Genomic DNA, 20,784 nt, shown 5'->3' on the forward strand with positions numbered 1-20,784 from the left:
AGCCCGGGTCTGCGGTCATTGGATTGTCCTCAACGAAGGGTGCCGCTGGCTGCAGTGCGCAGCGCCTGGGTGATGTGCTGCAGCGTGCTTGAACGCACGGCAGCATGCTGCCAGTACAGCGGCACGTCGAGCCAGCGGCGGGGTTCCAGTACCACCACGCGGCCGGCGCGCACGGCGGGCGCGACCAGGGTTTCCGGGGCCATGCCCCAGCCGAGTCCGCACGCGGCGGCTTCGACGAAACCGGTGGAGGAGGGCAGGTAGTGTAGCGGCGGCTGCAGTCGCGCGCGGGTCAGCCGCCGCACGAAGCGCCACTGCAGTTCATCCTTGCGGTTGAACACCAGCATCGGTGCGCGCGCCAGGGCCGTGGCCTGCATGCCGTCGCGGAAGTACTGGCGGGCGAAGCCGGGCGAGGCGATGGCGTGGTAACGCATGGCGCCGAGCGGATGCACGTTGCAGCCCTTCACCGGTTGGCTTTCGGCAGTGACCGCGCCGAGCACGCTGCCATCGCGCAGCAGCTGCAGGGTATGGTCCTGGTCATCCATGCGCAGGTCGAACAGGTAGCCATGGTGCTGGTGCAGTTCGGCGATGGCCGGTACGAACCAGGTATCGAGCGAGTCATCGTTGACCGCCAACGGGATCGGCGTGCGCGCGGCATCGCTGCCGCGTTCGGGCAGCAGTTCGGCCAATGCCTCGGCCTCCAGCGCCTGCATCGGCCGGACCCGGCGCAGCAGCGCTTCGCCTGCGGCGGTGGGCCGGCACGGTGCCTGACGTACCACCAGTACCTGGCCGAGCCTGTCCTCCAGCGCCTTGATCCGTTGCGACAGGGCCGACGGGCTGATCGACAGGCGGCGTGCCGCGGCGTCGAAGCTGCCTTCTTCCAGCACCGCAGCAAACGCGGCCAGTTGCGGATGTACCAGATCCATGCCGGTGCCTCTTCAGTTTTCCTGCACAGGATAAAGAAAAATCAGATTGTCTAAACAGGGTCAGCGGCCGCACCCTGCGCGTCCCCTCGCTGCCTGGCCTGTCCTGATGTGGATCGCCGCTACCGCCGCCGGCCTGTTCGCAGGTGCCGGCCTGATCATCGCCATCGGCGCGCAGAACGCCTTCGTGCTGCGCCAGGGCCTGCAGCAGCGCCATGTGGGCAGGGTGGTGCTGGCCTGTGCCGGCGCGGACATCGTGCTGATCCTGGCCGGCGTCGGTGGCATGGGCGCGCTGGTGCTGCAGTGGCCGCTGCTGCTGCAGGTGCTGCGCTTCGGTGGTGCGGGTTTCCTGCTCTGGTATGGCCTGCAGGCGGGGCTGCGCGCATGGCGCGGTGGCAGTGCGCTGGCCGCCGCCGAGGCGCAGGGCGGCAGCGGACGGCAGGTACTGCTGACCTGCCTGGCCTTCACCCTGCTCAACCCGCACGTCTATCTGGATACCGTGGTGCTGCTGGGCAGCCTGTCCACGCGCTACCCGGGCGATCTGCGCTGGGCCTTCGCCGCCGGTGCCTGCGCCGCCAGCGTGGCCTGGTTCTGCACGCTGGGCTATGGCGCGCGCCTGTTGCAGCCGGTGTTCCGCAGGCCGGGCGCCTGGCGTGTGCTGGATGCAGGCGTGGCGATCTTCATGTTCTGCCTGGCGACGTTGTTGCTGCTGCGTCCTTTATCGCCATGAGTGCGTGACGTACGCCGGTGTTGCGTATGTGTTCCACCGGTACGGTTCACGTGGCCGGATACAGCGCGGATAATGCGCGCCTGGTCGCGACCCCGCCGCGCATGCCGTCGTTCGGCAGCCCCCCGGTCGCCTGTGTTCTCGTTGTACGACCGCTACGGCGCGGCATCGGTGTTGCATGAAAGACAATCTACAGCTGCTCCTGTCCCACCTGGGGCGCACCTTCCTGTTCGGCCTGATGATGGCGCTTCCGCCTGCGTTGGCCTGGCTCGACATCCATTGGCTGGGCAATGCAGTCGGCGAGTGGTCGCTGGTCGAACTGACCCAGGAAGGCTTCCTGGTCGCCAGCGTGGCTGCCTTCGTCCGGCTTGCATTGCGACGTGCCGATGATCGGGCCTTTGCCGTTCTGGCGGCCGCGCTGTTCGCCTGCATGCTCCTGCGTGAAATGGATGAGGCGCTGGACCTGATCGCACACGGCTTCTGGAAGTACCCGGTGGCCGTGCTGATCATCGGTTCACTGGCCTGGGCCAGCCGCGACTGGCGCCGGGCCATGCCGGCGCTGGTGCGTTTTCTCGTATCCCGGCCGGGTACCGTGATGACGATCGGCCTGGTTCTGCTGCTGTTCTATTCGCGTCTGATCGGCATGACGTCGTTGTGGACCGGACTGCTGGGTGACCAGTACATCCGCGTGTTCAAGAACACCATCGAGGAGACCACCGAACTCCTTGGTTACACCTTCATTCTCGCAGCCAGCGTCGGCTATGTGGCACAGCGGGTACGCGAACCGCTGACGGCGCGGAAGCGCGCCGTGCACGAGGGTGCCGGGATGCAGCAACGGCCACTCTAGGCGGCATCCACCGCGCATAACGGCGTCTCGCCGGGGCGCAGGGTCAGCACGCGCACGCCATTGCGAGTGACCGCCACAGTGTGCTCGAACTGCGCCGACAGCTTGCCGTCGCGGGTGTACACCGGCCATTCGTCCGGCTGCTGGCGGATGGCCGGCTTGCCCTGGTTGAGCATCGGTTCGATGGTGAACACCATGCCTTCTTCCAGCACCATGCCGGTATTGGGATGGCCGTAGTGCAGGATCTGCGGTTCCTCGTGCATCTCCTGGCCGATGCCGTGGCCGCAGTATTCCTTCACCACGCTGTAGCCGTGGCTGCGCGCGTGGCGGGCGATGGCGTGGCCGATGTCGCCCAGGCGCGCACCAGGACGCACGGCGGCAATGCCTTTCCACATCGCCTGGTAGGTGGTCTGCACCAGCCTGCGCGCGGCGTAGTCGACCTCACCGACCCGGTAGGTGGTGCTGGAGTCGGCGATGTAGCCGTTCTTCTCCAGGGTGATGTCGAGGTTGACGATCTGGCCGTTGCGCAGCACGTCGGTGGTGCTGGGTACGCCGTGGCAGATGACGTTGTCGATCGAGGTATTGAGCACGTACGGGAAGCCGTACTGGCCCTTGCTGGCCGGCCGCGCCTGCAGCTCATCAACAATCATGCGTTCGACGAAATCGTTGATCTCCATGGTGCTTCGGCCCTGCAGCGGCAGCTGGTCGAGTGCGGCGAACACCTCCGCCAGCAGGCGGCCGGATTCGGCCATCAGCGCGATCTCGTCGGGACGCTTGATGATGCCCATCGGCTCAGACCTGGCCCGGCGGCAGCAGCGGCGGCTGCACACCGGCCGCGCGCAGCTCGCTGGCGACGATGTCCTGGAAGCTCAGCGTGGGGTTCATCTCGCACAGCATGCCGACCCGGATCCAGAAGTTGGCCTGGGCATTGATCGAGCGGCTGGAGACAGTGCAGGCACGACGCAGCTGGTCGTGCAGGGTGTCATCGATGTTGACGATGCCCATGGGCGGTCCTGAAGGAGGGGATATACGAAGCGTATATGTTTCGTATATCCGGCTCAAGGCCGCCCGGTTCAGCTCGCGTCGGTGGCGAAGCGCAGACGGTTGCCGTCGGGGTCACGCAGCAGCATCTCGCGGCTGCCCCATTCGGTGTCATGCGGCGGCTGTTCGATGGGGACGCCTGCGGCGCTGAAGGCGCGGTGCAGGGCGTCGACGTCCTCGACGATGAAGTACACCGCGCCGCCGACCTCGCAGTCGCCGCTGTGTTCGGTGAGGAAGATCGTCTGGCCATCGCGGGTGAGCTGGGCGAACAGCGGGAAGCCGGGTTCGAAGCGGTGTTCCCAGTCAACCACGAAGCCCAGTCCCTGCACGTAGAACGGCAGGGTGGAGTCGGCGTGGCGCATGCGCAGCTGCGGGATGACGGTCTGGGCCATGGTGGCGGCTCCTGGGGCGGGAACCCAGTGTAGTGGGGGGGGGGGGGGGGGCGGGCCCCCCCCCCCCGCCCCCCCGCGGGGGGGGCGCGCCGGGCGCGCCGCCGGCCGCTGGCCGGCATCCCCGTGAGCCCGGGAACAATGAGGTTGCCGGCCAGCGGCCGGCACGACCGCCGCTGCCTGGGTCTGGTAGTTGCCAACCTTGGTTGGCATTGCCGGCCAGCGGCCGGCACTACCGACGAAGCCACGCTGGCCAGCAGCCGGCACTAACGGAAGCGGTCAGCAGGCCGTCGGCACTGCGGCCATCGCCGCCAGCAGTTCGCGGTTCACCTGCTGGTGCCGCGCCTGCCACACAGGTAGATCCCCGGCGCTGACGTCAGGCTGGCCATCCAGCGACGACAGCCAGCGCTTGAAGCGGCTCTGGTAGTTGGCCAGCGACACCTCACCGGTGATGTCACTGCCGACCAGGCCGCCGGCACGCAGCGCTTCAATCACCACCAGCGCGTGTTCCAGCTGGAAGCGGCCCTGGTCCCAGTTGCTGCGGGCGACGTCCTCGGCAAACACATCCTTGTCGATCGACAGGTAGGTCGGCTGCGGCGACTTGGCCTGCTCGGCAGCGAACGCAGCCACCAGCGCTTCGGGATGCTCGAAACGGCGGAAGGCGTGGCCCATGCCGAGACGATTCCCCCAGCCCACGTCCACGTCCATGCACCAGTACGTCAGCCGGCCGCTCATCAGCGGGCGCCAGTGGTTCTCCCAGGCATGGCCGAGGCCGATGTCGCTGGAGGTGATGCCGAGCACGTGGATGTGCGAGATCTGCGGCAGCTTGCTGGCGGCGTTCACCCACGACCCGCAGTGCATGCCGAACGGGAAGCGCATGTTGTCCGGATGGTTGTCCAGCACCACCAGCTGGAACGGCGCCTGCGTGCGCATGCGCTGCAGCAGCGGCAGGCTGAGGTGGTGGAAGTCGCCACTGCCGAGCATCACCGTGCCGAGCTTGGCCGGCAGCGGTGCCAGCACTTCAGCGGCGAAACGGTCGAGGGTGGCATTGCTGCAGGCGAAGCGCAGTGGATCGTGCCATTGCGGCAGGGCCAGGGTCTGCGCCTGGGGCAGCGGCAGCACGCCACCGTCCAGGTCCAGGATCAGCGGTGAACGCAATGGCATCGTTCAACCGCCTCCGTCCGGTTCGCCCTGCAGGTACGGGGCCAGCCTGCGCAGGGCGGCGCGCAGCAGCGGGGAACGGGCGTGGATCGCATGCCGGGTGGAGGTGAAGCTGGCACCCAATTCGGCCTTGATCCGCGAATCGGTCCAGCCGGCCACGTAGTGGCTCAGGCCGTGCTGCAGCGCGTATTCGAGGTTGTGCATCCAGCTCACCGCGTACAGGTTGTGCTCGCGGGACTGCGGATAGGCCAGGCCGATGTACTTGTCCACCAGCTTGCCCGCATGCACGTAACACAGGTTCCAGCCGATCAGCTGGCCCTGGTGGCGGTACAGGAACATCCGTCCCTGGCCCTGGCTGTCGGCCAGAAGATGCTGGAAGTAGGGCAGGTCGAGCTGGTCGAAATGCACCGCGCTCTGCGCGTACACGCCCAGGTACAAGGCATACAGTTCGGCCTGGAGCTGCGGGTCGGCCAGGGCCGGATCGCCGGTGGCGATGCAGTCGATCTGCAGGTCGTCGCGCGAGCGTAGCTTGCGCCGGATGTTCTTGCGGCGCGAAGACGACAGGCGGCCGAGATAGCCATCGATCGAATCGAAATCGATCGCCACCCAGGCCAGCGGCATGCCTTCCAGTTCGACGAAGCCGCGTGCCAGCAATGCCTGCAGGAAGGCACCGCTGTGTGCGTTGGCGGCGTCGTCCAGCAGCGGCGAATCGATCGCCAGGTCCTTGACCACCAGAAGGCGCGTATCGCCGATCGCGTGACGCGTCACGTCCTCGGCCAATGCCTCTGGTGCGACGTGCGCGGGCAGCGGGGTGTACTCGGTGCTGGTGGCGCCGACGAAGCGGGTCTTCCAGGTGATCCATGGCCGCCACAGGCGCGACAGTGGCAGGCCAAGCAGCTTGCCGCGCAGGTCGTCATCCATCGTGGTGGTCAGGTCCAGCGGCGCACGGAAGGTCGGCAGGCCGCTGGGAAGGCGGCCTGCCTCGAACCCGAGCGGCGGGTGGGCCAGGAAGCCCTCCAGCAGCGCGGCCGGTTCCAGCGCGGTGCTGGATGCGCGTGACGTCATTTCCATCGGCACGGGAACCGGCAGCGCATCGGACCTCAGCCCTTGGCCTTGGTCAGCGCCTGGTCAAGCAGGGTGATCGCCAGGTCGATCTCTTCGTAGCTGATGTCCAGCGACGGCGCGAAAGTGATCACGTTCTTGTACCAGCCACCCACGTCGAGCACGAGGCCCATGCGCTTGCCGTCGTGCAGCAGGTCACCGGCCAGGCCGATGTCGACCATGCGGTCCAGCAGTTCCTTGTTCGGCGTGTAGCCGTCGGTCTGGCAGATTTCCGCGCGCAGGGCCAGGCCCAGGCCGTCGACGTCGCCGATTTCCGGGTGGCGCTTCTGCAGGCCACGCAGGCCATCGAGGAAGTACGCGCCCTTTTCCGGCACGGTGCGCTCGTAATCCATTTCCTTGCCCAGCTTCAGCACTTCCAGGCCCAGGCGGGTGCCCAGCGGGTTGGAGTTGAAGGTGGAGTGGGTGGAGCCCGGCGGGAACACGGTCGGGTTGATCAGCTCTTCGCGCGCCCACAGGCCCGACAGCGGGTTCAGGCCGTTGGTCAGCGCCTTGCCGAACACCAGCACGTCCGGGGTCACGCCGAAGTGCTCGATGGCCCACAGCTTGCCGGTGCGCCAGAAGCCCATCTGGATTTCATCGACGACCATCAGGATGCCGTACTTGTCCAGCACGCGCTTGAGGCCGGTGAAGAAGTTGCGCGGCGGGATGACGTAGCCGCCGGTGCCCTGGATCGGCTCGACATAGAACGCGGCGTACTCCGCCTGGCCGACCTTGGGATCCCACACGCCGTTGTATTCGCTTTCGAACAGGCGCTCGAACTGCCACACGCAATGGTCGGAATACTCTTCCGGGGTCATGCCCTTCGGGCGACGGAAGGGGTACGGGAACGGAATGAACATCGCGCGCTCGCCGAAGTGGCCGTAGCGGCGGCGGTAGCGGTAGCTGGAGGTGATCGACGACGCACCCAGGGTACGGCCGTGGTAACCACCCTCGAAGGCGAACATCAGGCTCTTGCCGCCACGCGCGTTGCGCACGATCTTCAGCGAGTCTTCAATGGCCTGCGCGCCGCCGACGTTGAAATGCACGCGGCCGTCGAGGCCGAACTTCTCGTGCATGTCCACGGCAATGGTCTTGGCCAGCTGCACGCGGGTCGGGTGCAGGTACTGGCTGGCGACCTGCGGCAGGGTGTCGATCTGGTCCTTCAGCGCATCGTTCAGACGCTTGTTGCTGTAGCCGAAGTTGCAGGCCGAGTACCACATCTGCAGGTCGAGGTAGGGCACGCCCGCACCGTCGAACATATAGCTGCCTTCGCCGCGCTGGAAGATCTTCGGCGGGTCGACGTAGTGGACGGTATCGCCGAAGGAGCTGTAACGGGCTTCGTCGGCCAGCAGCTGCGCGTCGGAGGCGGCGGCGTCGGCGTTCTTGTCAAAAATGTTCATGCAGTTCGGTTCCGTGAAGGACGTTCGAAAGAGGTAGCGGGGGCGTGCTTGGAAGGGAGTGCTCAGGCGGTGGCCAGCAGCAGGGGCAGTACGGCGGGCTGCGGGCTGGCGTCGATACGACGTGGCTGCAGCAGGCTGCCATCGAGCAAGCGCGGCAGCAGTGCGATTGCATCGTGGAAGGTATCGATGGCGGCATGCTCGATGCCGGCATGGGTGCAATGGGTGATCAGGCGACGCTTGGCGAACACGAAGTCGGCATCTTCGGAGACGCAGAAATCCGAACTGCCATCGCCGATCATCAGCACACGCGGTGCTTCGTTGGCGCGCGCCTGCGCAGCGCAGGTGCACTTGCAGGTGCCGCTGCGGCAGCCTTCGGCCTGGTAGGGCGATTCCAGTTCCCAGTGGTCATCGCACCAGCGCAGGTGGTTGGCCACCACCGGCAGTCGCGACAGGCCGTGGTTGGCGAGGATGCGGTGGATCGCATGGTCCAGGCCGTCACTGACGATGCGCAGCGGCACGCCCAGCTGTTCGGCACGGCTGACAAAGGCGGCAAAGCCCGGATCGATCTGCACCTGGTCCAGGTGGGCGTCGAGCGTGGCCGGGTCCAGCTTCAGCAGCCTGACCTGGCCCTGCATGCATTCGCGCGAGCCGATCTTTCCCGCTTTCCACTGGTCTTCCAGTTCCTGCCAGCCCGGCTGGCCGTATTTCTCCAGCAGCGAGTCGATGACATCTTCGAGGCTGATGGTGCCGTCGAAGTCACACAGGATGCTCCAGTGCATGGGCAGGTCCGTCGATGAAAGGAACGTCCGGCGCGATGCCGGGGCAGGCTCAATGTAGGCAAGCAGCCTTTCTCGTTCCTTTCCTGTTGAAAGCCTGCATTGCAGGGCGCGGAAAGCGTTCAGGAAGGTGCATGGATGAATGCGTTAGGCGCACTCCATCCGTGCGTCCTGGCGTCACGCGCGGGCCAGTGCCCGCAGTATTTCGGCGGTCTCTTCACGGGTCTGCCAGGCGCTGTTGCCGAGGGTCAGCATGCGTGCGGCGAAGTCGCGTGCGTTGGGCATGTCGTCCTGCGGCACGATGCCGCGCAGGTAGGCATAGCCGGGCAGGGCATGGATGAACATGCGGCTGGCGCCAAGCCCGCGTGGCCACAAGTCCTTCAGTACTGCATCGCGGGCGCGTTGGCTGGGCAGCAGCAGCATCAACAGTGGCCAGGTGCCACCGCTACCGGCCAGCCCATCGACCACCTCAACGGCAGGCAGCTGTGCCAGCTGCACCCGCAGCTGCAACGCACGCAGCCGACCGGCCTGAAGGAATGCCGGCAAGCGCCGCGCGGCATGCGCGCCGATGTTCTGCCGCCACTGGCTGACCCGGTGCTGCGGGATATCCAGCGGGAAAATGTCACCGACCGCATCTTCCAGATCGCCACGCTGAAGCGCATTGCGCAGTGGATTGCCATACACCAGTGACAGCAGCGAAGGGCGATAGCAGGTAGCAAGGCCCAGCAACTGCACGCTGCGCAGCAGCTCCCAGCGCAGGCTGGAGCGAACGTGCTGGACGGCATGTTCGGCCAGCGCAACACGCAGTTCGTCATCGCGGCTGACCAGCAGGCCGCCTTCATGCAGGCTCAGGCCCTTGCCGGCGGCCAGGCTGAAGAATCCGATATCGCCGCGCAGGCCGACACTGCTGTTGCCGACCCGTGCGCCGAGTGCCTGCGCGGCATCTTCGATCACCCAGGTGCCGGCGTTGCGGGCGACTTCGCAGGCCAGCTCGACATCGGCAATGCGCCCGCCCAGGTGGGTGGGCAGGATCGCCAGCGTGCGCGCATCGGCCAGCCGCTTGAGCTGGCCGGGGTCGAAGTCGAAATGACCGCGCCGGGTATCGCACAACTGCACGCGCAGGCCCAGGCTGTGCACCGCGATCGGCACCAGCGGGCAGGTATAGGCCGGCATGATCACGGTGTCGCGCTTTGGCGCACGCTTGCGCAGCGTGCGCAGGGCGATCAGCAGCGCGTGCGTGCCGGAACAGGTCAGCTGCAGCGGCGGTGTGCCGAGCTGGCTGGCCAGGATGTCACGCAGGTCGCCGCCACCGGGAAGGAAATCGCTGGCCTGCATCGGCAGGCCGGCGGTTGGTGGCAGTTCGCGCGCGAACAGGCTCATCGCAGCGCGCTCACGGGGTGCTTTCGGCAGGGCTGTGCGGGTCGTGCGCCTCGGCGCGGCCGAGGCAGACGATGCCGGCCACGATCAGTACCGCACCGAGCAGATGGTGCAGGGTCAGCGGCTCGTTCAACAGCCACGCCGACAGCAGCAGTACGCTGATCACTTCCAGGTGCGAGGCAGCAAAGGCGGGACCGATCGGCGCATGGCGCAGCAGGCTCATCCAGGTGAAGAATGCACCCACGTAGCCGAGGATGGCGCCGTAAACCCACGGCTGCGACAGCACGCGCAGCAGCCAGGCGGTGTTGGCCTCGACCGGCAACGCGGCGTCACCGGCGTACTTGAAGCACAGCTGGGCCAGCGTGTCGAAAGCCATCAGCAGCGGGAAGCCGATCACATACAGGCGCCTCATGAGCCGGCCCCCACCACGGCTACGCCGGCGGTGACCAGCAGCATGCCGGTCACCCGCAGCGGCGTGAGTTTCTCGCGGAACAGGAAACGGCCGGCGATCATCAGCGCGACGATGTTGATCGAGCCCAGCAGTACGCCCTTGGACAGCGGCACCAGCGACAGGAACGCGATCCAGGCGACGAACTCAAGCACGTAGCAGGCGATGCCGATCCACAGCCAGGGACGGCTGAGCATGTGTTTCCAGCGCTGCAGTCCTTCGCCCTCCTGCGGATCGCTGGCGGCGGCCTTGAAGGCGAGCTGGCCACCGGTATCGAGTACCACATTGGCCAGCCACAGCAGCGTGGCAAGTGCCCCCATGTCAGGCCACCGCCTTGAGCACGCCCGTGCGTTCACCGATTTCGGTGAAGAAGCGCGCGCTGCGGCGGATCACATCGCGGCGTTCGCGGTCGATGGTGATCATGTGGTAACTGTCTTCCAGCACCACCAGTTCCTTCGGGCCGCTGACCCGCGACATCACCAGCTCGGCGTTGCCCATGCTGGCCACGTCGTCCTCGCGGGCGTGCATCACCAGGCACGGCGCGGTGACCTGGTGCAGATGGCGGCGGGTCCAGTTGCTCAGCGCACGCATCTCGGCCAGCGCATGCCAGGGGTTGCCCGGCAGGCCGGCGGCGGCGCTGTCGCCGGACAGCATGGCGGCGCTGACCTGCGCACGCAGGCGCTCGTCACGCAGGCCGTACGGCGGTTCTTCCATGAACATGCGGTCGCGGCCGATGTTGAAGCGCTTGAACCACGGCAGCAGGAACGAGAAGCGGGCCACGGCGGGGATGTTCCAGCCGTCATAGCGGAAGGTGGCGCCGTATACGCCAACCCCGGACACCCACTCGGGGCGACGTGCAGCCAGTGCCAGCGACAGCACCGCGCCCATCGACAGGCCGCCGACGAACAGCTGGTCGACCTTGCCGCGCAGGGTTGCCGCCGCATCTTCCACGCCCTGGTACCACTGTTCCCAGGTGGTTGCCAGCAGGTCATCCACGCTGCCGCAATGGCCGGGCAGCTGCACGCCGTGCACGGTGAAACCGGCGTTGTTCAGCCCTTTGCCCAGCATGCGCATTTCCGCCGGGGTGCCGGTCAGGCCATGGACCAGCAGCACGCCCTGTGGGCCACCGGGGAGGAAGAAGTCGTGCGATTCGGTCACCTGGCGGCTCCGGGACGGCAGTGGGGATGGCAGGATCGCAAGCGCGATTTTCGCCAGCCTTTCAGCGCCCCGGGCCGGGTCAGGGCGCCTTCAGCAGCGGCAGCGTGATGGCGACCTTCAGTCCGCCACCTGGGCGGTTCAGGAAGCTCAGGCGGCCGCCGAAGTGCTCCACCGCCTCGTGCGCGATGGCCAGGCCGAGGCCGGTGCCGCTGGCAGCGGTGCCCGGCGCCCGGAAGAAGCGCTCGCCCAGCCGTGGCATCACGTCGTCGGGCACGCCAGGGCCGTTGTCTTCCACATACAGTTCGACATCATTGTCGTCCAGCGCGTGCACGCCCACCGTGACGGTTGCATTGCGGCCGGCATAACGCAGGGCGTTGTCGATCAGGTTGTCCAGCGCTTCCTGCAGCATGGCGCCGTTGCCGAGTACACGCAGCGGATGGGGACTGCCGCGGTAGCCCAGATCGATGCCATCGCGGATCGCCTCCGGTACGCGCATGCCGACCCACTGCGGTACCAGCTCGCACAGGTCCAGTGCCTCCACGGTATCGGGCACGGTCTGCGCCCGGCTCAGTGCCAGCAGCTGGGTGCTGACCCGCGCGGTGCGCTGGTTGAGCCGGCGGATGTGCTGCAGCGCCTCGCGCACTGTATCGGGGTCGCCATGTGCCAGCGCCTGGTCCACGTGCAGGGCCATGCCCGCCAGCGGCGAACGCAGCTGGTGCGCGGCATCGGCGATGAAACGGTTCTGCAGGGTGATCATTTCCGCCTGGCGGGCAAACAGATCATCGATGGTGCTGATCAGTGGCTGGATCTCCTCGGGCACGTCGGCATCGGAGATCGGCGCCAGTTCGCCGCGGCGCTGGGCCAGGCGGGTCCTCAGCGGGGTCAGGATGCGCAGGCCATAGGTCACGCCGAACCAGACCAGCGCTGCGGTACCCAGCGCCAGCATGGTCATCAGCGGGATGATGATCATCAGGATCTCGCGCGCACGCTGCCGGCGGTCGGCCATGCTCTCGGCCACGGTCACCGCCAGCTGGTCCTGCGGATCGTTCATCGCCTGCGTGCAGACGGTGGCCATGCGCACCTGCTGGCCATTGAGGTTGCCGTCGTACAGCGCCGGATGCACACCGGTGCAGTCCTGCGAAGGGGCGTACGGGCTGAAGTCTGCATTGCCGCTGAGCGTACCCATGCGGCTGCTGTCGACGTTGAAGTAGCGATGGCCGTCGGGGTCGTACTCGATCAGGAAGCGCGCCTGCGGAGACAGGTCGCTGGTCACCGGCATGGTGCTCAGCATCTGCGCGAACGAATGCGTGTCGTCGATCAGGTTGCGGTCGTGGATGCGGTTGGAATAGTCCAGCGCAACGTAGTAGGCCAGGATCGTGTTGAAGGTGAGCAGGCCCAGCATCGGCAACGCCAGAAAGGCGAGCAGGCGCCGGCGCAGGCTGGGCGGGCCACTGATCACGGCGTGCTTTCGTCCTGCGCGTCTTCCAGCATGTAGCCCAGCCCGCGCACGGTGCGGATGCCCATGCCGCCGGGCTGCAGCTTGCGGCGCAGGCGGTGCAGGGCGATGTCCAGGCCGTTGTCGGTGAGGTCCTGGCCCCAGTCGCACAGCGCCTCCACCAGTTGCGCGCGCGACACGATGCGCTCGGCGCGTACCGCCAGTGCCGACAGCAGGCCGAACTCGCGCGCGGTCAGTTCCAGCGACTGGTCGTCGATCCACACGCGGTGCCCGGCCAGGTCCAGGCGCAGGCGGCCGATGCGCAGGTCCGGGTTGCCATTGCTGGTGACCCGCCGCAGCTGCGCACGCACGCGTGCTTCGAACTCGTCCAGCGCGAACGGCTTGACCAGGTAGTCATCGGCGCCCAGGTCGAGCACGCGCACGCGCTCGGCCAGGCCGTCGCGGGCGGTCACCACCAGCACCGCCAGGCCATCGCCGCGCTGACGCAGGCGCTGCAGCACATCGCGGCCATCCAGCTGAGGCAGGCCCAGGTCCAGCACCAGCAATGCGTACTGGGTCGAGCCCAGTGCCGCGTCGGCGTGCGCGCCGTTGTCGACGTGGTCAACCACGTGCCCCTGCCGGCGCAGCGAGGCGCACAGGCCGGAGGCGATATCCGGGTCGTCTTCAGCAATCAGAACGCGCATGCGCGGGGGCTCCTGTAACGGTCAGGCCCACCGGATGGACGGGGTGGGCCTCTCTCGGCTGCCGAGGGTAGCCGCAAACCGGGTGAAGGTGGAGCGCGCCGCCGCCGCCCGGTGCCGTCGCGCTGTCCCTTCATTCAGTCCTGCAGGCCCGGCTCACCCGGCGCCAACGGCACCCGCGAGCCATCCAGCAGGCCACGGCTGAGCCTGCCATTTTCGATGAACAGCAGTTCGCCGTTCTCGCCGTTCTTGATGCTGCTGTCGATGGCGATCACGCGGTCGCCATGGAAGCTGCTGACGTGTGGCATCGAGGTGTGGCCGACCACGATGCGTTTGAGCTGCAGGCGGTCGAGTACGGTCTGGACCCCCGCGGTGTCGAGGCGGCCATCGAAGTAGCCGCGGTACCAGATCGGGCTGGTCTTGCCGTCATACAGCGGTGCGGTGGCCGGGTCGGCCTTTACTTCGGCCTTTGGCAGGCCCAGTGACGCCTGGTAGGCCGCATTGGTGCGCGCCGGTTCCAGCGCCAGCTGCACTGCCTCGGGCGAAATGCCGCCGTGCAGGAACAGGGTGTCGCCGATCTTCAGCAGCACCGGGCGGGTGCGCAGCCACTGCCCGATCACCGAATCGGCACCGTACAGCTGCGGGTAGCTGCGGCCGAGCAGCTGCGCGCTGCGCAGGTACTTCGGGTTGACGTAGCGCAGGTCGTCGTACAGCACCATGGTTTCGTGGTTGCCGAGCACGAAGTGCACCGCGCCGCCGGCGGCGGCCGCCTGCTGCTGCAGGCCATACAGCAGCCAGAAGGCCTCGGTCACCTGCGGGCCGCGGTCGAACACATCGCCGGCGATGACCAGCGTGTCCTTGCCCAGCGCCCAGCGATCCTGGGCATCGATGACCTGGTGGGCGCGCAGCAGGCGCACCAGCAACCCGTACTGGCCATGGATGTCGGACAGCGCAACGATGCGCGGCACGGCCGGCAGCACGGAAACCGAAGGCGCATTCGGGGCAGCCACGTGCACCGTGTGCTCGTAGCCGCAGCGCGGGGCGATGTCGGTACCTGCGGCCTGCGTGGCAAGCGTGTGCGACTCGACCTTGTCGTCGCAGATCCATTTGGCCTGCAGCTGGTCGCCCTGGCGGAACACATAGGGGCCATCGGCCTGCACGTGGTCGGCGGGCGCGGCAACCTCGCGGGCCTGCGTGGTTGCTGTGGCGCAGGCCAGCAGCGGCAACAGCAGGGCGGTCAGCAGGGAAGGGCGATCGCGCGACATCGGCGGCATCCAGTGGCGGAAAGACCCGATGCTAACCGGCGCGGGTGTTCGTCGGTGTGCGCGAATGGGCGGATCAGGTGTCGCGCCCGCCGTCCCTGAGCTTGCGCACGCGGGTGGCGGTGGGCTGAAGTGGCTGGCCGTCGCGCCCGCGCGGCTGCATGTAGGGCAGCGGCCGCCGCGTCGCCGATTCGATCAGCTGTGAATGGGCTTCACCGGCCTCGAAGCGATGGCGTTCCGCCCATTGGCGCAGCGCGACCAGCAGCGGGAACAGTTCCTGGCCAGCGGCGGTGAGCACGTATTCCTGGTAGGCCGATCCATCGGAGGCCGGCTGCAGCTGCAGGATGCCGGCCTCTACCAGCCGGCGCAGGCGGTCGCTGAGGATGTTGCGGGCCGCGCCGAGGCTGCGCTGGAAATCACCGAAACGGGTGACGCCATCGAAGGCATCACGGATGACCAGCAGCGCCCAACGGTCACCGAGCAGATCGGCGCTGCGGGCGACGGGGCAGGGGCTGTCGGCGTGCATGGTGGACCTCTCTGATGTGGTTGCAGTTTAAAACCAATGGCAGTAGCCTGCATCAAGTTTCAAATTGCAACCACGTCATGAGTGCCACATCGCTTCCCCGCCCGCTGCTGGTCCTGCTTGCGGTTGCCGCCGGCGCCAGCGTCGCCAACGTCTACTACGCGCAGCCGCTGCTGGATCAGCTTGCACGCGCCTTTGCGCTGGACCGGGCCGTGGCCGGCGCGGTGCTGGCTGCTACCCAGGCCGGTAGCGTGCTGGCGTTGCTTGGCCTGCTGCCGTTGGCGGACCGTGGTGACCGGCGACGCCTGCTGCGGCTGCAGTTGATCGCATTGGTGCTGGCGCTGCTGTGGCTGGCAGCGTCACGCACGGCGGGCTGGCTGTTGTCGGGCATGCTGCTGGCCGGCTTGCTGGGCACGGCGCTGACCCAGGGCCTGATCGCCTATACCGCCATGCTGGCACCGCCCGAGCAGCGCGGTCGCGTGGTCGGTGTGGTGCAGGGCGGCGTGTTCATCGGCCTGCTGCTGGCGCGCGTGGTGTCCGGTACGGTGGCGGCGGCCTTTGGCTGGCAGATGGTCTACCTGTTGTCAGCGATGGTGATGGCGGGGTTGGCGGCGCTGCTGTGGCGGCGCCTGCCCCCAGTACCGGTGCCGTCGGTTCCCCCACGCTGGCGCGAGCTGCTGGGCTCGATGCTGGGCATGCTGCGCCGCGATCGAACGCTGCGCGAACGCGGGCCGCTGGCACTGCTGCTGTTTGCCGGCCTCAATGTGTTCTGGGCGGCGGCACCCTTGCCACTCTCGGCGCCACCGCTGCATTGGTCGACCGCCGCCATCGGTGCACTGGGCCTGGCCGGGGTGGTCGGTGCGCTGCTGGCGGCGCGGGTAGGGCACTGGATGGACCGTGGTTTCGCGCATCCGGTCAGCGTCGGTGCGCTGTTGTTGATGCTGGTTGCGTGGTGGCCCTTGCTGGGCCTGCCGCAGTCGCTGTCGTTGCTGCTGTTGGGCGTGATTGTGCTCGACCTGGGTGGGCAGGCACTGCACGTATCAAACCAGGCATTGCTGCTGCGCGCGCCGGCTGAACAGCATGGACGCCTGGTGGCTTTGTACATGCTGTTCTATGCGGTGGGCAGTGGCGCCGGTGCAGCGGCCGGGCCGTGGATGCAGGCGCGCCATGGCTGGCCGGCGGTATGCCTGTTGGGGGCGGGCATCGCGTTGCTGGCGCTGCTCTGGTGGGCAGCGTGGCGGGTGGTGGCGGTGAAAGCAGCGGCCGGCGGCCGCATCGGTAGTGCCGGCTGTCAGTAGAGTCGACTGTCAGTCGACTGCTCTTCGCCCTGCGTGCGAAAAACCCCGCGGTGCGCGCGATAGTCGACCCGCGGTCGACTCTACCTGTCCTGCCGTCATCGCTGCAGTGCGCGCCGTCCCGGGGCTTCCTGCAGGTCCGCACTGGCCACCACCACGCGGTTGCGGCCGCTGCGCTTGGCCTCGTACATTGCCGCGTCGGCACGGGCCATCAGCCGCTCGTAGTCCGGATGGCCATCGTGGCCGGCCACGCCGATGCTGGCGGTCAGTGCCAGCACCTGGCCGTTGGCCAGTACCACCGGCGACTGCGCGATCTGCCGCCGCAGGCTCTCGGCGATCACGGTCGCCTGCGATTCGCTGGCAGCCACCAGTACCACCACGAATTCTTCGCCGCCATAGCGGAACAGGTAGTCGCTGCCGCGCGTGAGCTGGCCGAGCAGGCCGGCGACGTGCTGCAACGCGCGGTCGCCGGCATCGTGGCCGTGGCCGTCGTTGATTGCCTTGAAGTGATCCAGGTCGAGCAGCAGCAGCGAGAATGGTGTGCGGTTGCGTGTGGCCAGCTCGATTTCCCGGCGCAGCACGGTGGGCAGGAAGCGACGGTTGAGCAGGTTGGTCAGCGCGTCGCTGCCGGCATCCAGTTCGCCGATGCGCTCGAACAGCAGTGTCATCAGGGTGCGGATGGCGGCCAGGTCCTCGCGGATGGCCGGCAGCACCGCCAGTCGCTGCGCCGGAGCATCGCCGCTCGCGCGCTGCAGGTGGCCATCAATGCGGGCCATCAACTGGCCCACCTGCTGCGTTTCGCTGCTTTCGCCGAAGCTGGGGATGCCCTTGTGGGTGAACCACAGGCCGAACTCCGAGGTGGCCAGGCTGGCGTTGTCGCTGGCCTGCACGTGACCGGCCAACGCGTAGAGCAGGGCGTTTTCCCAGTCCAGCAGCAGTGCGCGCTGGCGCTCGCGTTCGGTACCGACGTTCTGTACCAGCGAGAACAGTCGGTAGGCGGCGTCGGCACGGGTGGAGCGCTCGCGCGCGTGGGTGTAGGCCAGGGTCATGCCTTCCATGGCGATGTCCATGATCGCGCTGAGGCAGTCGATGGCGGCGAATGCGGTGCCGCTGTCCGGTGCATCGTCACGCAGGCGCACGAACAGTTCGTGCTTGAGCACACGCGCACCGCGGGTAACCAGGTCGACCGGAATGCCGACGCGGGCGTGCACGTCGCCGATGATCCGCTGCGAGGCCACGGTGTTGGCGATGCCGCTGGCATCAGTGGTCAGCAGCTGCGCCAGCCAGCGCTGCATGGCCGGCTGCAGGCGCTGCTTGACCTGGTCGTGGGACAGGAAACGGCGCGCACGGGTGTCCTGCAGCAGCACTTCGTAAAAGCGCTGGGCCAGCGCGGGTGGGGCATCGGTAGCAGCGGCCCTGAGCAGCGCGGTGGCGGCAGGGCCGGCCTGCAGCAGACACTGCTGCCAGGCCTCGGCCAGCGGCTGGCTGGCATCGTCCAATTGGGGTGGTTCCACGTCGATCTCTGACTGCGTACGGCAAACCACGGGTATCGGCCGCGGCGGCATACGGTTGATGGCGGGTTAGCCGGCCAGTTTACGCGCGGTGCAGGGTTGCACGGTGCGCAAACCACATCGGCGCCGCTGCGGCAATGAGTGAACGCATTTGAGAATCAATCGCATTGATGGGAGAATGCGCGCACGGAACGGGCTGCAGGTGCCTGCTGCAGGACTGCTCCGCCTCCCCCTCGTCGTTGCCTCAAGCCCTTTGCCAGAGGCCCCGTAGCCCTGCCAGAAGGTCCTGATCATGTCCCCTGCCGTTGTCCTTTCGCCGCGCCCGCTGGCGCTTGCCGTTGCCGCCCTGCTGGCCGGCAGCGCTCTGACCGCCCACGCCGAAACCGACGCCACCGATATCGACACGGTGCACGTCACCGCCTCGCAGATCGCGCGCCAGGCCCTGGGTACCTCCACCATCACCGCAGAGGACATCGCCAGGCGCCCGCCGGCCAACGACATCGCCGAGCTGCTGCGGACCATGCCCGGCGTCAACCTGACCGGCAACAGTGCCTCGGGCCAGTACGGCAACAACCGCCAGATCGATCTGCGTGGCATGGGCCCGGAGAACACCCTGATCCTGGTCGATGGCAAGCGCATCGGTGCGCGTGACGCCGTGCGCATGGGCCGCAGCGGTGAGCGCAATACGCGCGGCGATACCAACTGGGTGCCGGCGGAAATGATCGAGCGCATCGAGGTGCTGCGCGGCCCGGCGGCGGCGCGCTATGGCTCCGGTGCGTCGGGCGGCGTGGTCAACATCATCACCAAGCGCCCGACCGGCGACCTGACCGGCGCGGTCGACCTGTATGGCCTGGTGCCCGAGCACAGCGCCGAAGGCGGCAGCGAGCGCGTCGGCCTGCAGCTGAGCGGGCCGATGACCGACACCCTGTCGTTCCGCCTGTACGGCAATCTCAACAAGACCGACGCCGATTCGCTGGAACTCAACCGTGACTTCGCGACGAATCCGAACGCGGTGCCGCCGGCCGGTCGCGAGGGCGTCAAGAACCGCGATGTCAACGCGCTGCTGCGCTGGGACGTGACCGCCAACCAGGTGGTCGAATTCGAAGCCGGCACCAGTCGCCAGGGCAACATCTATGCTGGCGACCGCGCGGTCAGCACCACCGGTACCTCGACACCGATCGATCTGGGGGCGTTGGCCGAGCAGCAGGCCGAGACCAACCGCATGTACCGCAACACCGGCGCGATCACACATCGCGGCCGCTGGGGTGATGTGACCTCGCGGGTAACGGCTGCAGTGGAGGCGGTGAACAACTCGCGCATCAACGAAGGCCTGGCCGGTGGCCCGGAGGGCAGCTTCAACGGCACCGACTGGTCGACCTCGCGCCTGCGCAACTACCAGCTGGACGGCGAAGTCAGTTTCCCGACCACGCTGGGTGGTGCCGAGAACATCTGGACGCTGGGCTTTGAATACCTGGACAGCCGCCTGACCGACCCGTACTCGATGAGCCAGTCCAGCAGCAGCGGCGGCGGCATCCCGGGGCTGTCGGCCGATCGCGCACGCGGCAAGTCCGACGCGCAGACCACCGCCGTGTTCGTGGAAGACAACATCTACCTGGGCGAGCGCTGGATCGTCACCCCGGGCCTGCGCTTCGACCACCACAGCCAGTTCGGCAACAACACCAGCCCCAGCCTCAACGCGCAGTTCCGCATCAACAGCGACTGGGTGGTGAAGGGCGGTATCGCCCGTGCATTCAAGGCGCCGAACCTGTACCAGTCGAATCCGGACTATCTGTATTACACCCGGGGCAATGGCTGCCCGAATGCACTGCCGAGCCTGGGCGCCGGCTGCTACATGCGCGGCAACTCGGACCTGAAGGCGGAAACCAGCCTGAACAAGGAACTGGGTATCGAGTGGGCACCGCAGAGCGGCTGGCAAGCGTCGTTGACCTACTTCCACAACGACTACAAGGACAAGATCCAGGCCGGGTACAACCAGATCGGGCTGACCGCCGACACCAAGGGCCGCATCTTCCGCTGGGAGAACGCACCCAAGGCGATCGTGCAGGGTCTGGAAGGCAACCTGGTGGTCCCGCTGCTGGGCGAGCAGGGCAACCGCCTGAAGTGGAGCAACAACTTCACCTACATGGTGGAGAACGAGAACAAGAGCACCGGCCAGCCGCTGTCGGTGATTCCGAAGTACACCGTCAACACGATGCTGGACTGGCAGGCCACCGACAAGCTGTCGGTGCTGCTGACCGGCACCTTCTACGGCAAGCAGAAGCCGGCCACCACCAACATCAACAATGATCCGCGCTGCACCGGCACCTGCGATCCGTCGATCGCGCTGCAGGACCGTGGTGCGTACAACATCTGGGGCGTGAGCGCGCGCTACAAGGTGACCGAGACGGTCAGCTTCGGTTTCGGCGTCAACAACCTGGCCGACAAGCGCCTGTTCCGCGAGGCCAACAGCAGCGATGCCGGCGCGGCGACCTACAACGAGCCGGGCCGCGCGTACTGGGCCAGCCTGCGCTTCGGGTTCTGACCGCAGGCGGACGTCGGTCCGCTGCGTCCGCCAGGCGTGGCCTGGCGTTGCCGGCCGCGCTCCGGTAGCGCCGGGCCATGCCCGGTGAGGGACCGCGTGGCCTGCAATGTTATAAACACCGTGATAGTTTCCCAACGCCCTCCGGCGTAGCCTGCCTCCCATCGCAAAGGAGC

21 protein-coding genes are annotated in these 20,784 nt (G+C 67.4%); 4 read left to right on the top strand and 17 right to left on the bottom strand.

What is annotated here, in order from left to right; genetic code table 11:
- Window positions 1–29: 29 nt before the first annotated feature.
- A complete protein-coding gene (locus V3B48_RS01900; RefSeq protein WP_132809620.1) occupies window positions 30–923 on the bottom strand; it encodes a LysR family transcriptional regulator ArgP in 894 nt (297 codons plus the stop codon).
- A gap of 106 nt (window positions 924–1,029) precedes the next feature.
- On the opposite strand from V3B48_RS01900, the gene V3B48_RS01905 reads away from it, so the two are divergent.
- Together V3B48_RS01905 and V3B48_RS01910 are read left to right on the top strand one after the other, a co-directional pair.
- Entirely contained in the window at window positions 1,030–1,650 is a 621-nt protein-coding gene (locus tag V3B48_RS01905; protein ID WP_049399621.1) for a LysE/ArgO family amino acid transporter, read from the top strand.
- A gap of 175 nt (window positions 1,651–1,825) precedes the next feature.
- On the top strand, window positions 1,826–2,494 hold the full coding sequence (locus V3B48_RS01910; RefSeq protein WP_032127534.1) for a hypothetical protein: 669 nt from the start codon (window positions 1,826–1,828) through the stop codon (window positions 2,492–2,494).
- Here the strand turns inward: V3B48_RS01910 and map are convergent.
- From map to V3B48_RS01985, 15 genes are all read right to left on the bottom strand, one after another.
- Window positions 2,491–3,273 carry a type I methionyl aminopeptidase gene (gene map / locus V3B48_RS01915; RefSeq protein WP_329893125.1) on the bottom strand — a complete coding sequence of 261 codons (783 nt, stop codon included), beginning with the start codon at window positions 3,271–3,273 and terminating at the stop codon, window positions 2,491–2,493. The two genes, V3B48_RS01910 and map, sit on opposite strands and share 4 nt — an antisense overlap.
- Window positions 3,274–3,283: 10 nt before the next feature.
- On the bottom strand, window positions 3,284–3,496 hold the full coding sequence (locus V3B48_RS01920; protein WP_005408659.1) for a ParD-like family protein: 213 nt from the start codon (window positions 3,494–3,496) through the stop codon (window positions 3,284–3,286).
- Between the two features lie 68 nt (window positions 3,497–3,564).
- Window positions 3,565–3,924, bottom strand: coding sequence for a VOC family protein (locus V3B48_RS01925; RefSeq protein ID WP_329893057.1), 360 nt, complete (start codon window positions 3,922–3,924; stop codon window positions 3,565–3,567).
- 276 nt (window positions 3,925–4,200) lie between these two features.
- Window positions 4,201–5,085: a hypothetical protein gene (locus V3B48_RS01930; RefSeq protein WP_329893058.1), complete on the bottom strand. Its 885-nt coding sequence runs from the start codon at window positions 5,083–5,085 to the stop codon at window positions 4,201–4,203.
- Window positions 5,086–5,088: 3 nt separating this feature from the next.
- A complete protein-coding gene (locus V3B48_RS01935) occupies window positions 5,089–6,153 on the bottom strand; it encodes a GNAT family N-acetyltransferase (RefSeq protein WP_329893059.1) in 1,065 nt (354 codons plus the stop codon).
- Between the two features lie 29 nt (window positions 6,154–6,182).
- On the bottom strand, window positions 6,183–7,583 hold the full coding sequence (locus V3B48_RS01940; RefSeq protein ID WP_032127529.1) for an aminotransferase class III-fold pyridoxal phosphate-dependent enzyme: 1,401 nt from the start codon (window positions 7,581–7,583) through the stop codon (window positions 6,183–6,185).
- Window positions 7,584–7,645: 62 nt separating this feature from the next.
- Complete coding sequence (locus tag V3B48_RS01945) at window positions 7,646–8,362, bottom strand: MtnX-like HAD-IB family phosphatase (RefSeq protein WP_032127528.1); 717 nt, start codon at window positions 8,360–8,362, stop codon at window positions 7,646–7,648.
- Window positions 8,363–8,536: 174 nt separating this feature from the next.
- Window positions 8,537–9,739, bottom strand: a complete 1,203-nt coding sequence (locus V3B48_RS01950; protein WP_329893060.1) for a DegT/DnrJ/EryC1/StrS family aminotransferase — start codon at window positions 9,737–9,739, stop codon at window positions 8,537–8,539.
- A gap of 10 nt (window positions 9,740–9,749) precedes the next feature.
- Window positions 9,750–10,148 (bottom strand): DMT family transporter, encoded by a 399-nt coding sequence (locus V3B48_RS01955; RefSeq protein WP_125894491.1) that lies wholly within the window; start codon window positions 10,146–10,148, stop codon window positions 9,750–9,752.
- Window positions 10,145–10,504, bottom strand: a complete 360-nt coding sequence (locus tag V3B48_RS01960) for an EamA family transporter (protein WP_012479558.1) — start codon at window positions 10,502–10,504, stop codon at window positions 10,145–10,147. Before V3B48_RS01960 ends, V3B48_RS01955 begins: the two co-directional genes overlap by 4 nt.
- A 1-nt stretch (window position 10,505) precedes the next feature.
- Entirely contained in the window at window positions 10,506–11,342 is an 837-nt protein-coding gene (locus V3B48_RS01965) for an alpha/beta fold hydrolase (RefSeq protein ID WP_010483180.1), read from the bottom strand.
- A 79-nt stretch (window positions 11,343–11,421) separates the two neighbouring features.
- On the bottom strand, window positions 11,422–12,801 hold the full coding sequence (locus tag V3B48_RS01970) for a sensor histidine kinase (protein ID WP_005412674.1): 1,380 nt from the start codon (window positions 12,799–12,801) through the stop codon (window positions 11,422–11,424).
- Window positions 12,798–13,481 carry a response regulator gene (locus V3B48_RS01975; protein ID WP_049424529.1) on the bottom strand — a complete coding sequence of 228 codons (684 nt, stop codon included), beginning with the start codon at window positions 13,479–13,481 and terminating at the stop codon, window positions 12,798–12,800. Before V3B48_RS01975 ends, V3B48_RS01970 begins: the two co-directional genes overlap by 4 nt.
- Window positions 13,482–13,615: 134 nt before the next feature.
- Window positions 13,616–14,743 (bottom strand): metallophosphoesterase, encoded by a 1,128-nt coding sequence (locus tag V3B48_RS01980; RefSeq protein ID WP_032127525.1) that lies wholly within the window; start codon window positions 14,741–14,743, stop codon window positions 13,616–13,618.
- A 73-nt stretch (window positions 14,744–14,816) separates the two neighbouring features.
- Window positions 14,817–15,266, bottom strand: a complete 450-nt coding sequence (locus tag V3B48_RS01985; RefSeq protein ID WP_285302436.1) for a helix-turn-helix domain-containing protein — start codon at window positions 15,264–15,266, stop codon at window positions 14,817–14,819.
- A gap of 77 nt (window positions 15,267–15,343) precedes the next feature.
- On the opposite strand from V3B48_RS01985, the gene V3B48_RS01990 reads away from it, so the two are divergent.
- Window positions 15,344–16,561 carry an MFS transporter gene (locus V3B48_RS01990; RefSeq protein ID WP_197614948.1) on the top strand — a complete coding sequence of 406 codons (1,218 nt, stop codon included), beginning with the start codon at window positions 15,344–15,346 and terminating at the stop codon, window positions 16,559–16,561.
- A 95-nt stretch (window positions 16,562–16,656) separates the two neighbouring features.
- Here V3B48_RS01990 and V3B48_RS01995 read toward each other — a convergent pair whose 3' ends face one another.
- Complete coding sequence (locus V3B48_RS01995) at window positions 16,657–18,072, bottom strand: GGDEF domain-containing protein (RefSeq protein WP_329893061.1); 1,416 nt, start codon at window positions 18,070–18,072, stop codon at window positions 16,657–16,659.
- A 289-nt stretch (window positions 18,073–18,361) separates the two neighbouring features.
- Here V3B48_RS01995 and V3B48_RS02000 point away from each other — a divergent pair, with 289 nt between their 5' ends.
- Complete coding sequence (locus V3B48_RS02000; protein ID WP_049462383.1) at window positions 18,362–20,611, top strand: TonB-dependent siderophore receptor; 2,250 nt, start codon at window positions 18,362–18,364, stop codon at window positions 20,609–20,611.
- The last annotated feature ends 173 nt before the right edge of the window (window positions 20,612–20,784 follow it).

Source organism: Stenotrophomonas sp. SMYL20 (assembly GCF_036320045.1).
GTDB lineage: Bacteria > Pseudomonadota > Gammaproteobacteria > Xanthomonadales > Xanthomonadaceae > Stenotrophomonas > Stenotrophomonas maltophilia_A.